The sequence below is a fragment of the Chryseobacterium metallicongregator genome (genome assembly GCF_031324065.1).
Lineage (GTDB): Bacteria > Bacteroidota > Bacteroidia > Flavobacteriales > Weeksellaceae > Chryseobacterium > Chryseobacterium metallicongregator.
This window is the reverse complement of the sequence record NZ_JAVIXS010000003.1, coordinates 475961-489299: the sequence shown is the minus strand read 5'-3', so window position 1 is coordinate 489299 and position 13339 is coordinate 475961. Positions and strand designations below refer to the sequence as shown.

10 protein-coding genes are annotated in these 13339 nt (G+C 38.4%); 7 read left to right on the top strand and 3 right to left on the bottom strand.

Features of this window, described 5'->3' with window-relative positions; genetic code table 11:
* The first annotated feature begins 25 nt into the window (after positions 1–25).
* The 3 genes from REB14_RS06430 to REB14_RS06420 are packed head-to-tail and all read left to right on the top strand — an operon-like array spanning position 26 to position 5506.
* Positions 26–1129 (top strand): efflux RND transporter periplasmic adaptor subunit, encoded by a 1104-nt coding sequence (locus REB14_RS06430; protein ID WP_309521791.1) that lies wholly within the window; start codon positions 26–28, stop codon positions 1127–1129.
* A gap of 26 nt (positions 1130–1155) precedes the next feature.
* On the top strand, positions 1156–4251 hold the full coding sequence (locus REB14_RS06425) for an efflux RND transporter permease subunit (RefSeq protein WP_309521790.1): 3096 nt from the start codon (positions 1156–1158) through the stop codon (positions 4249–4251).
* Positions 4241–5506, top strand: a complete 1266-nt coding sequence (locus tag REB14_RS06420; RefSeq protein WP_309521789.1) for a TolC family protein — start codon at positions 4241–4243, stop codon at positions 5504–5506. The genes REB14_RS06425 and REB14_RS06420 overlap by 11 nt, the downstream gene beginning before the upstream one ends.
* Before the next feature lie 297 nt (positions 5507–5803).
* On the opposite strand, the gene REB14_RS06415 is transcribed toward REB14_RS06420, so the two are convergent.
* Both REB14_RS06415 and REB14_RS06410 read right to left on the bottom strand, forming a co-directional pair.
* The gene (locus tag REB14_RS06415; RefSeq protein WP_309521788.1) at positions 5804–6259 is read right to left on the bottom strand and encodes a DUF1801 domain-containing protein; all 456 of its coding nucleotides are present in this window, start codon (positions 6257–6259) and stop codon (positions 5804–5806) included.
* A 100-nt stretch (positions 6260–6359) separates the two neighbouring features.
* Positions 6360–8852: a GEVED domain-containing protein gene (locus REB14_RS06410; protein WP_309521787.1), complete on the bottom strand. Its 2493-nt coding sequence runs from the start codon at positions 8850–8852 to the stop codon at positions 6360–6362.
* 225 nt (positions 8853–9077) lie between these two features.
* Here REB14_RS06410 and REB14_RS06405 point away from each other — a divergent pair, with 225 nt between their 5' ends.
* From REB14_RS06405 to proC, 4 genes are all read left to right on the top strand, one after another.
* A complete protein-coding gene (locus tag REB14_RS06405) occupies positions 9078–10283 on the top strand; it encodes a pyridoxal phosphate-dependent aminotransferase (RefSeq protein ID WP_034694997.1) in 1206 nt (401 codons plus the stop codon).
* Positions 10284–10293: 10 nt separating this feature from the next.
* Positions 10294–10779, top strand: a complete 486-nt coding sequence (locus tag REB14_RS06400; RefSeq protein ID WP_079243070.1) for a hypothetical protein — start codon at positions 10294–10296, stop codon at positions 10777–10779.
* A gap of 3 nt (positions 10780–10782) precedes the next feature.
* Entirely contained in the window at positions 10783–11796 is a 1014-nt protein-coding gene (gene murB, locus REB14_RS06395; RefSeq protein ID WP_079243071.1) for a UDP-N-acetylmuramate dehydrogenase, read from the top strand.
* Positions 11797–12089: 293 nt separating this feature from the next.
* Positions 12090–12893, top strand: coding sequence for a pyrroline-5-carboxylate reductase (gene proC, locus REB14_RS06390; protein WP_309521786.1), 804 nt, complete (start codon positions 12090–12092; stop codon positions 12891–12893).
* Here proC and REB14_RS06385 read toward each other — a convergent pair.
* On the bottom strand, positions 12883–13296 hold the full coding sequence (locus REB14_RS06385; protein WP_309521785.1) for a VanZ family protein: 414 nt from the start codon (positions 13294–13296) through the stop codon (positions 12883–12885). The two genes, proC and REB14_RS06385, sit on opposite strands and share 11 nt — an antisense overlap.
* Between the last annotated feature and the right edge of the window lie 43 nt (positions 13297–13339).

The window sequence follows — 13339 nt, the reverse complement described above, 5'->3', positions numbered from 1 at the left end:
AAAATAATGGTTATAAATAACTTATATGAGAAAAACAGTCTTAACAATGGTACTTTTGACAATTGTTACCTCTTGTAAAAATTCCAAAAGTGAAACTCTGCAGGATCAGGATCTCCTTATAAAAAATGATCAGGTCACTGTTCCGGAAACACATCCTGTTTTCAAAAAAATTAAAACACAAGTCGTTACTGAACAGGAACACAGTGATGGTGTAGTCTCAGCCGGAACAATCCAGGCAATCCCCAATCATTACGCGGAAATAGCCAGCCCTTTTTCCGGAAGAATTATAAAATCTTTTATTCAGCTTGGACAAAATGTTTCTGCCGGAAGCCCGCTCTTTGAAATTCTTTCTTCCGACTATTTTTCGGTTCAAAAGGATTATACAGATGCATTGAATGATGTACAGCTTGCAGAAAAAAATTACAGACGCCAGCAGGATCTTGTCAAACACGGTGTAGGTATTCAGAAAGAACTGGATGAAGCAGACACAGATTTTAAAAATAAAAAAACATCTCTTTCCAATGCCTCTTCTGCTTTGAAGGTCTACAACAGCAAAGGCGGAGGAATAGGAAGTCCTCTTATTGTAAGAGCGCCCATCAAAGGAGAAATCATTTCTAATAAAATTGTAAACGGCCAGTATCTGAAAGGAGACGCAGATCCTGTAATGATTATCGCAGAATTATCAAAAGTCTGGATTTCCGGTGACGTAAAGGAAAAAGACATCCGTTTTGTGAATACCGGAGATCAGGTTTCTGTAAAAGTAAGTGCCTATCCCGACAGAAATATTACAGGAAAAGTATATCACGTCAATGAAATTGTAGATGAAGATACCCGAAGTATAAAAGTTCTTATTGAATGTGATAATCCGGACAGAAAACTAAAACCGGGAATGTACGCTACCGTTAATTTTTCCACAACGCCTGAAAAAGCTGTGATGATTCCCGTAACCGCTTTAATGCAACAGGACAATTCCCAATATGTATGGGTAAAAACAGGAAAGCATCAATATGCAAAACGCTCAGTGACAACAGGGGAAACCGATCAGAAAACAGTAAGAATCATTTCAGGATTAAAACCCGGAGAAACCATCATGACGGAAGGAGGAATTTATATGCTTGATGCGAAATAATGTAAAATGATGCGAAATCAGAAACTATGAAAAAATTACTAACAATCTCTATACAGAAGAGATGGCTCATGCTTGCTCTCTTCCTTTTACTGGGGTTCTTTGGATATTATTCCTGGACCAGATTATCCATAGAAGCTTATCCTGATATTGCCGACGTAACTTCCCAGGTGGTAACACAGGTTCCGGGTCTGGCCGCTGAAGAAGTAGAGCAGCAAATCACCATTCCCTTAGAAAGATCACTGAACGGTCTTCCGGGAATGCATGTAATGCGAAGCAAAAGTACCTTCGGACTTTCCATTATTACTATGGTTTTTGATGATGGTATAGATGATTACTGGGCACGCCAGCGTATTCAGGAAAGACTGACAGATGTGGATCTTCCTTATGGTGCACAGCCCGGATTAGATCCTCTCACCTCTCCTATTGGCGAAGTGTACCGCTATATTATCGAAAGTAACAACCACAGCCTTCGGGAATTGACGGATTTGCAAAAATTTGTCATCATTCCCAGGATCAAACAGGTTTCAGGAATTGCTGATGTCACCAATTTCGGGGGAATCACTACCCAGTTTCAGATCGAACTGGATCCACATAAACTTGAACAATATAGCCTTTCCCTGTCAGAAGTAACAGAAACGATTTCCAAAAACAATGTAAGTGCCGGAGGAAGTATGCTTCCCCGTGGAAATCTTGCGTATGTAATCCGTGGAATAGGTTTGGTAAAAGACTTGGATGATCTTGGAAAAATTGTGGTAAAAACACAAAATGGCGTCCCTGTTTTTCTGAATGATGTAGGAACACTGAAATACGGAAACCTGGAAAGAAAAGGAATTCTTGGCTACACAGACCGAAAACGTAATTATTCTGAAAGCGTGGAAGGAATTGTTCTTTTACTGAGAGGTCAAAACCCTTCACAAGTACTGGAAGGAGTGCATGAAGCGATCGAAGAACTGAATAACGAAACACTGCCTCCCGGTGTAAAGATCCATCCTTTCCTGGATAGAACAGACCTTGTTAAAACAACGCTTACGACAGTTTCCCATACCCTTACCGAAGGAATTGTATTGGTTATTATTGTACTGATTGTATTTCTTGGAAGCTGGCGTGGAGCATTACTGGTAGCGATTACCATTCCGCTTTCTTTGTTATTTGCTTTTATATTAATGCATTTTACCAATATTCCGGCTAACCTTCTTTCACTGGGAGCTATTGATTTTGGAATCATTGTAGACGGAGCCATCGTCATGCTGGAAACCATTCTGAAGAAACGAGAAGAAAATGCTGAAGAGACACTGGAAGAAAAAACCATTACTCAAAGAGTGATTGAAGTGGCCAAGCCTATTTTCTTTTCAACCATCATTATCATTACTGCCTATCTGCCCTTGTTTGCTTTTGAAAGAGTAGAAAAAAAATTATTTACCCCAATGGCGTTTACTGTAGGATATGCACTATTGGGAGCACTTGCTGTAGCACTGCTTCTGATCCCAGGATTGGCCTATGTAATCTATCGTAAACCACAGAAAATCTATCACAATAAATGGCTGGAAAAACTAAGCACAGCCTACGGAAAAAGCATTGAAAAAATAATGCAGACCCCAAAAAGAGTGATCATTCCTATTATGATTATCTTAGTTTCTGCCGGAATTCTCTCCTATCATGTGGGAAAAGACTTCCTTCCCGAGCTGGATGAAGGTTCTATATGGCTGCAGGTACAACTGCCACCCGGGATTTCTTTAGCCAAATCAAAAGAAATGAGTGATACATTACGTGCCAGAACCTTGAAGCATCCCGAAATCACTTATATGATGGTTCAGGCAGGACGTAACGATGACGGTACCGACCCGTGGACAGCTTCCCACTTTGAAGTTTCTGTCGGAATAAAACCTTACAGCGAATGGCCAGCCGGAAAAACAAAAGCAGACCTCATCAAAGAACTGGCAGCTGATTATAAAGATATGCCAGGATTCACCGTAGGTTTCTCACAACCTATGATTGACGGAGTGATGGATAAAATCTCCGGAGCTCATAGCGAACTGGTAGTAAAAGTATATGGTGAAGATTTTAAAGAAACCAGACGAATTGCAGATAATGTATTGTCTACTTTAAATAAAATCCCGGGTTCGGCAGACCTTGCCATAGATCAGGAACCGCCATTGCCTCAATTGCAGATTATTGCCAACAGAGATAAGATTGCTCAGTACGGTTTGAATGTCGCCGATGTCGCCGATCTCATTGAGGTTGCACTAGGTGGAAAAGCCATTTCCCAGATCTTTATCGGCAATAAGGTCTATGATATTTCATGCCGTTATACAGAAGACAGCCGTGATACTCCGGATAAAATTGGAAACCTGATGCTTACCTCAGCTTCCGGAGCTAAAATTCCTTTATCTCAGGTAGCAGAAGTGAAACTGAGTACCGGTGAAAGCACTATTACCAGAGAAATGAATAAACGACATCTTACGGTGAAGCTGAATCTTAGAGGAACGGATCTTTCTTCCTTTTTGAAAAGTGCACAGGATAAAATTGAAAAAGACATCCAATATGACCATGAAAAATACCAGATCAAATGGGGTGGGCAGTTTGAAAATCAAAACAGAGCCTATTCAAGATTGGCATTTATTATTCCTTTGGCATTAGCCATCATGTTCCTGTTATTATATGGTGCATTTGGAGATTTCAGACAGGCTTTGGTACTGATGTCTATTGTTCCGCTGGCATTATTTGGCGGAATGCTGGCACTCAACATACGGGGAATGTCCTTGAATGTATCTTCGGCAGTAGGATTTATCGCATTGTTCGGGGTTGCCATTCAGAATGGTGTTATTATGATTTCTCATATCAACGATCTGCGTAAGAAAGGATATGAACTGAAACAGGCTGCCATTAAAGGAGCAAAAGACCGTTTCAGACCTGTATTGATGACTGCAACGGTGGCTGTAATTGGATTATTCCCAGCTTCACTGGCTACAGGCATCGGTTCGGATGTACAGCGTCCACTGGCAACGGTAATTGTCTATGGATTGATGTTCTCTACTATTTTAACACTTTTCGTATTGCCGGCTATTTATTTTATGGCTGAACGCCGCCACGAAAAACAAAATTTGAAATCAGATGAAAATTAAAGTTCATATTATCATATTATCTGTAGTATTGTTTAGTATTACAGGAATAAAGGCACAGGAAAAACAGCTTTTGCCATTCGAAGAATACCTGAGCCTTGTCGGAAACAAAAATCTGGGTTATGCTTCTCAAAAATACAATGTAAGTATGGCTGAGGCTGCCATTCAGACGGCTAATATGTTTCCTGACCCTCAACTGGAAATGGAAACCACCAATAACGGAGTGAATAAAGATATGGGATATGTGTATGGAGCATCAATTGGCTGGACGCTTGAATTGGGTGGTAAAAGAAAAGCCCGGGTAAATCTGGCCAGAAACCAATCTGAACTGAGCAAAATACAATTGCAGGATTTCTTCAGAAACCTGCATGCTGATGCCGGCTTAGGATATATTGATGCTTTAAAATCCAAGGCTTTGCTTGAGGTACAGCAGGATTCTTATAAAAATATGCAGCAACTGGCAAAGTCCGACAGTATCCGGTATCGACTGGGAACCATATCATTAGTGACTTCCAAACAAAGTAAACTGGAAGCGGCTTCTTTACTCAATGAAGTCTATCAGGCTGAGAGTGCAAAACAACAGACTATCACCAGTTTGTCAGTCTTTCTTGGCGACAGCAAGATAACAGACAGAGAGGTGGCCGGAGATTTTAATGCCTTCAACAGAGATTTCAGTATTGACGATCTAACCTTACAGGCTTTGAATGAAAGAGCCGATTTATTGGCAGCAAGACAAAATACAGAAGTAGCTAAAAGCCAGATCAATCTTGAAAAAGCCAACCGTGCTATCGACTTAGGCATCAGTGCAGGAGCGGAACGTCATACAGAAGCAACCAACGAAATTGCACCTTCCCCTACCGTAAATGCTGTAAAAATGGGTATCAGTATTCCTTTGAAATTTTCCAACAGAAGAAATGCAGGATTGAAGATTGCAGAAATGGCACATTCTCAGGCAGAAGTTGAATACAAACAAATCGAACAAAGCATAAGAGCTGAAGTGATGCAGGCCTATCAGCAATATACAGCAACTCAGAAACAGCTCAGACAGTTCCAAAACGGAATGCTTTCAGAAGCACAAAGCATCTTGGAAGGAATCACCTACAGCTATAAAAGAGGAGAAAGCTCTATTCTGGAAGTGCTGAATGCCCAAAGAACTTACAATAATGTCCGAAAAGATTATTATCAGGCTCTTGCAGATAATGCCGCTGCTTTGATTGAACTTGAACGAAAAGCAGGAATCTGGGATATTCATTTTTAGAAAGGAAGTGGGAAACTGGAGGATGGAAGTTTCTGCAATCCGATGGATATATGAAAATCATTTTATTAATTTGGTGACTATATACAATTTTACACCATTGTCATTCTGACGAAGGAAGAATCCTATGTAAAGTCATTTCACTACGTTACATTCAGAATGACATAGGGTTAACAGGATTAATGTAAAATTGTATATAAATATCAATAATTCTAAAAACACAAATATTACTTCCAGCTTCAAACTTCCAGCGTCCAACATAAAAAAAGCTCTGAAATCAGTTAGACTTCAGAGCTTTTTTTATCTCTTATACTGAGATTCATAAATTTTGATCCAATCATCAGCAGTCATTTTTTTACTGAGTTCAGCGATCAGCTCAAAAGGAATATCTTCTACTTTTTTGAAGCGGACACAAGATTTACCCATGTCCAGTTTCTTCTTAGAATGTTTTGGATACTCTGTTACGAACCAATCGAGAAGTTCTGGTGTGGAATACAGTCCCATATGATACAATGCTATAAAATTCTTCTGGGAAGCAAGATTGATGAATGGCAGCGGGGTCCCGGGCGCACAGTGATATCCGGCAGGAAATGTTGCCAAAGGAACGACCCAACCAATCATCCCGTAATTGGTGGCCTCTTCAAAACCTTTTGGAAGGTTGTCATTCACCGTATCATAAAGCTTTTTAAAGGCTTCCTGTCTTTCTTCAGGAATTTTTGAGATATAATCTTCTATAGAAACTGACTGAATCTGCATATGGTAATTTTTTCTAAAATACGACTATTTTATAAAATTATCACAAAAAAGGCAGCTACACGAATGCAACTGCCTACAGAAATTATTAACTCAAAAAATTTTATTTCTTAATGGCTTTTACTGTTGATTTTGAGCCATCTTTAAAGTTCATTGTCACTAAGTATAAACCAGCGTTCAATTCAGCTAACTGAAGTTCTGTAGTTGGGTTATCAATAGTTTTCACTACTCTTCCCGCTACATCTGTAACAGTTACAGATTTAACATCTTTGATATCTGCAATATGAAGAACATCTTTGAAAGGATTAGGATATACATTCACTTCTTTTTTCTTCAGATGGGTTTCTGAAGTTGATAATGAAGTAGCTACTTCAAAGGTAAAATCAATGAATTCTCCTCTTGAGATAGCTGAACAAGGGTTTGATGGTGCTGTACTGTTATAATCAGTTACTACTCTCATTCTATAACTTCCAAGAGGTGTTCCCGCAGGTACAGTAATAGTTCCGGAAGCATTTGTTATATAAGTATTAGTAACAAACATTCTTTCTGAAGCTTCAAAAGTTAAATTATTATTCCAGTCTACCCAAACTGCAATTCCACATGTAGGGCCTCCCGCAGTGAAAGACACTGAAGTGTCAGATCCCGGAGCATTGATGATCTTGTTATTGCTTGTTATTAAATTTTGATATCCACCTGCAACACTTGAACCGGATGAATACGTCATATTTACCAATCCTCCGGTAGAACTGAAGTCAGAGAGCCATGAGTTCTGTGAAGTAGATGAAGGCAGACAGTAACCTGTTCTGAATGCTGTAACATCACTCCAGATACTTTTGTCACTAGCACTACATACAGATCTTACCCATGCATAGTAATTCGTATCAGTAGATAGAGTGCTCAGCGGTGCAGAAGTCGTAGCAGAAGTTACAGAGTTGGAAGCGTTCAAAACAGTAGATGCATCAGGTGCAGTATTCGTTGTACTGTAATATACTTCATATCCGTTGGCAGGAGCAGAAGCTGGTGCCGTCCAACCGATTGTTGCTGTATTCATTGTCACGTTTGATGAGGTAACAGCAGTTGGCTCAAGACAAGAAGGAATATTCTGAACAGTAATATTATCAATATAAATAGAACGTGAAGAACCTCCCAATCCATGTTTAAATGCCAATTGCAAATCAGAACCTGCAGGAATATTAACGGTATATTGTGTATGAGTAGTAGTTAAGGTAATAGGAGCTCCAATCTGTGTAAAAGAAGCAGGATCTGTAGGATTCGAAAGTGTTCCCACTAATAATGTATAATTACTTCCTCCCGCTTTTGCATAAAATCTTACACGCTTCGTACCATCTGAAAGGTTTATAGTAGGAGGAGCCACTAACATTTGGCTGCCTGTAGTCCCACTTGAATTATTCATATAATAAGAATTGGGTGCTGAATAGCTATTGGATGCCGCTACATATCCATACCCTGCAAATGAGGCACTCTCAAGATATGCCCAACAGCTTGGAGCATTCGTATTTGAAGTGGAACCTGTACTTGTTGTATCAAAGTTTTCTGTATACGGAACAGTGAAAGTAGAACAAGCCGTTTTAAATGTTCCTGCAAAAGACCATACACTTTGGCTGGTGGCAGTATTACAATTGGATCTCACCCAATAATAATAGGTGGTATTTGAATTAAGACTTCCAATAGTTGTACTTGTACCTGTTACCCCCGGATAAGTAGGCGTTACTGAACCCGATGGTATTGTGTTTGAAGGACTGTGGTATACATCATAACTGGCAGCACTGCCTGTCCATGAAACTAAAGCTGAGTTTGCTGTGATTCCGGAAACGGCCTGCAATACAGGAGGTACACAATCCGAATAAGCATCTGCTGAAAAAGCAAAAATATTCGGTATACCTGAACCACTAACTTTAGTTACTGTTACACTTTGTATTGGCTTTGCCTGGTTTGCGGCATCTATTGCCAGTTCAGCTTGATATAATCTCGGATTGGTTCCACCTTCAGGAGAAGGCACATCATCACCACTGGCTGGAGTAGCCCCCGGCTTTTTAATTCTTCCTATTCCCTGTATCGCAAAATTAGATCCATTATACCAGTCTGCAAGACTTATACTTGAAAACGTCTGCGAACTGCCGTCGGTAAAATTAACCACTACACTTACCGTAGAAGTACCACTTCCACTTACAGCAAGCATATAGAGTTTGGTCGCTGCCTTTGGTGTTGTAAATGCCAAAGTTCCGTTATCACTGGTTGCAGCCAATCTTAGAGAATTATTTGCATTTAAACTTGCCAGTTGAAAGCTTAATCCGGGAGTTGTTCCCACTACAGAATTAATGAGTCCATCTACAGGAATACCATACGTAATCGCTGCACTTGTAGAAGTCAGCTGAAAATCTTTCGCTACAAAAGCGTATGAAACTCCATCTACATCATTATTTGTAGAAATTGTTGAAGAACCGATACCGTTTGCAATTACATCAGCGGTTAAGCCTGAAGCAATCGGCATGGTCTGATAATTTTGAGCCATAAGTACACTGGCTGAAAACAGAGCGACAGCAGGTACCACTCTAGAAAATAAATTTATTGCCATTTTAATCACATTTGTGGCGAAATTTAGTAAAAATAATAATACAAAAAAGTTTTTTTTGATTAAAAAGTAAAATAATTTCAAAAAAGGTCAAATATTAATATTTCACATACACAAAAATTAGCAGAAGTAAAAAAAATTAAAGAACATTCTCCCATTTCTTAATTGGCTCTTAATTTTATTATTGAGAAATTAAATCCTATTTTTGTCATACAAATTTTTTGAACAATGCCGAATATTTCAAACAGAGCACTGCATATGCCGCCATCGCCGGTAAGAAAACTGGTTCCCTTTGCGTTACAAGCAAAACAGAAAGGAATAAAAGTATATCACCTTAATATCGGACAGCCTGATATTGAAACTCCGGAAACAGCGTTAAATGCTTTAAAAAACATCGATTTAAAAGTATTGGAATATGCGCTTTCTGAAGGGAATATTGAATACAGAAAAGCTCTTACAGAATACTATCATTCATTAGGTTTCTCAGATCTTACACCTGATAACTTTATTGTTACCAACGGAGGTTCTGAAGCCCTGAACTTTGCCATCTCTACTTTATGTGACGAAGGGGATGAAGTGATTATTCCTGAACCTTATTATGCCAACTACAATGGGTTCACCAGCACATTTGATGTGAATGTAGTTGCAGTACCTTCTACAATTGACACTGGTTTTGCTTTGCCACCTGTTGAAGAATTCGAGAAAAAAATTACAGAAAAAACAAGAGCAATCATTATCTGTAACCCTGGAAACCCTACCGGATATCTTTATACCCGTGAGGAACTTCAGAAACTGGCAGAAATTGCTTTGAAATATGATATCGTTATCATCTCGGATGAAGTTTACAGAGAGTACGTATATGATGGAAAGCAGCAGATCTCAATGCTTGACTTCCCTGAATTAGCTGAAAACTGTATCATCATTGACTCAGAATCCAAGCGTTACTCTATGTGTGGAGTAAGAATCGGATGTATGGTAACACGTTCCAACAAGATTCGTAATGCAGCCATGCTTTTTGCACAGGCAAGATTAAGCCCGGTTCTTTTAGGACAGATTGCAGCAACAGCAGCACACCAGAATGACGGCCCTTACATCAGAGCCGTAAGAGAAGAATATACCCACAGAAGAAATGTATTGGTAGATCTTTTAAACGCTATTCCTGGGGTAATCTGCCCTAAACCAAGAGGAGCTTTCTACTGTGTGGCAGAACTTCCGGTAGATGATACTGAAAAATTTGCTCAGTGGTTGCTTGAAAAATATTCTCTTAATAACGAAACCATCATGGTGGCTCCTGCAGGAGGATTCTACAGTAATCCTGAATTAGGTAAAAAGCAGGTAAGAATTGCTTACGTACTGAAAGAAGAAGATTTAAAAAGAAGTGCTGAGATTCTTAAAGAAGCTTTAAAGAAGTACAGAGAAGAATTCAGTCTGTAAAATATATCCTATGCCGACAACAAAAAAATTCCATCTGAAAATCCTGTTTTCGATTCTTTTGCTGTCGGCATTTTTTTCATGTGATTCTAAAAAAACGGAACAATCTGTTCCCCATAAAAATCCATACGAGATTACTTTCATCAGTGTATCTGATGTTGAAGGAAACCTCGGAAACTACAGGATTATTAAAGCTACAAAAGATTCTGTTTTTGCAGAAAAAGGAATGACAGCCAATCAAACCCATACAGCATGGTCATCTGCCATCAATTCTGAAACCTGGAAAAAGCTTGTATCATCCATCCATATTGTAGATCTTGATCATATCAAAAGTTCTCACAGTCAACAGCCTGTGGACGGAATAGATGAAACCTTCCAGATCCGGACTCCAAAAAAATCTCATATCTATGTGAATGCCTATGCAGACACTTTACATTACAAACAGTTACAGCAAGTTAAAGAACAACTATACAAGATTCTTCCCAAAGAATACCAATAAAACATGCAAGAAAACTTTTCATTAAAACCTTATAACACATTTGGTGTTGAAGCCAAGGCCCGATATTTTACTGAAGTCAATTCTATTGATGAATTGAAAGAAGCTCTCACTTTCTCGAAGTCTCAATCTCTTCAGCTTCTTTTTTTAGGAGGCGGAAGTAACATTCTTCTTACCAAAGATTTTGACGGTCTTGCCATTCAACTTAATTTAAGAGGAATTTCTGAAGAGCATATCAATGAAAATGAAGTATGGGTAACTGCAAAAGCAGGGGAAAACTGGCATGAATTCGTGGTGTACTGCCTGCAAAAAAATTATGGTGGACTTGAAAATCTTTCTTTAATTCCTGGAAACGTAGGAACTTCTCCCATGCAGAATATCGGGGCTTACGGAACAGAGATCAAAGATATTTTTGTAAGCTGTGAGGTATTGGATTTAGAAAATCTTAAACTGAAAACTTTCAATCTTGAACAATGCAGATTCGGATACAGGGATTCTATTTTCAAACAGGAAGGAAAAGGCAGATATGTTATTCTGGAAGTCACTTTTAAATTGACTCAAAAAAATCACCTTATCAAGACGGAATATGGAGCTATCAAATCTGAACTGGAAAATCTTGGTATTGAAAACCCAGCCATTCAGGATGTTTCCAGAGCAGTGATCAATATCCGACAAAGCAAATTACCAAATCCTAAAGAAATCGGAAATGCCGGAAGTTTTTTCAAGAACCCTACTATTCCTTTAACTCAGTTTGAAGCATTAAAACAACAGTTTGAAAATATTCAGGGTTACCCGATTGGAGAGATGGTAAAAGTTCCTGCAGGATGGCTGATTGAGCAATGCGGATGGAAAGGAAAGCAGATCGGAAATGTAGCTTCACACAAACTACAGTCTCTGGTCATCGTCAATGCTACAGGAAATGCTACAGGAAAAGAAATTTTTGATTTTTCTACAGAGATCATCAATTCTGTGAAAGAAAAGTTCGGGATAGAACTTGAACGGGAAGTGAATATTATTTAAAAGATACAAAAAGGCTGATTCATATGAATTCAGCCTTTTTGTATAAAATTTGTCGGATTAAGAGAAGGTTTTTAATAATATAATTTCTCACAGATTTCACAGATGACGCAGATGTTTGGGAAAACAACTTTTATCCAAAATTTTGCTGAAAATCCCCGATTTTCTCGCGCCTTAAAACGGCATATTATTCAAAACCTTTGCGCCTTGTGTTTTCCAATAAAAAATTAATTCAGAATCAATTCATGTCCAGTCTCCGGAAAATCATTATTTTAGCTTAAAAATTACAATTTGCGATGAAAATAGCTATTCTTGGAGCCGGAAATATGGGGCTTTCTTTTTCAAAATCATTCCTGAAATACGAACTGATTAAACCTGAAAATCTTCATCTTATTATCAGAAATAAGGAAAAAACTGCCAAAATAGCTGAGGAATTTCCCAAATCTAAAATTTCCACTTTTGAAGAAGTAAAAGATCTCGATGCTGATCTGATCATTATCGCTGTAAAACCTCAGGATTTTCATGCAGTAGCCCAAAATATTCAATTTACGCTCAAAGAAAACCAGATGGTTTTATCCATCATGGCGGGAATAAATATTGAAAAAATCCAGAAATTACTGAATCATCCACTTGTTGTAAGAGCAATGCCCAACTCTCCTACCCTTCTGGGAATGGGAATAACAGGCTATACTGCAGCCAATGGAATTTCTTTCAGCCAGTTAATCAATATTGAAAGACTATTGAACAGTACAGGAAGATCGGTTTATCTGGAGGATGAGGAACTCCTGGATGGGGTCACTGCCCTTTCAGGAAGTGGACCTGCTTATTTCTATTATATCATCGATGCTATGATTAAAGCAGGTATTGAAATGGGAATTGAAGAAAATCTTTCCAAACTTTTTGTAAAACAGACTATGCTGGGTGCTTATCATCTGATCAATAATTCAGAAAAGAATCTTGAAGAGCTGATCAAAGATGTTGCATCCAAAGGTGGAACTACTGAAGCTGCTTTAAAAACGTTTGAAGAAAACAGTTTTAAAGAAATTCTAAAACAAGGAATTCTGAACGCCGAAAAGCGTGCAAAAGAACTTAATAGTTAAATCTTTTTTCAATCAATCCGCAAATCTTCCATCCCAGATATACCCCAAAAGTATTCAGGATGATATCGTCTACCTCAAATATTCCCATCCTCGTAAAATATTGAAGTGCTTCTACAATAACGATGCATGAGATAAAACCAAATAATAATGGCTTCAGTTTTCTCAGTTCGGGAATAATCCAACCCAAAAAGCCAAAAGGAATAAACATCATGATATTACCCAAAACAATCATCACAATATCTATCGTCTTATTAGGCCCCTGAATAAATTTTATGGTAGAAAAAAAAGGTTCTACCGTAATGAGATTTTCCTCATATTGAAATCTGCCCATTCCTAAAAACATCAGATAGAGCAAAAACAGAGTATACGGAACAATAATGATTTTATAAATTTTCTTTAACATCGAACTGCTAATATATTCATTTCAAAAACATTAAATTTGTGTA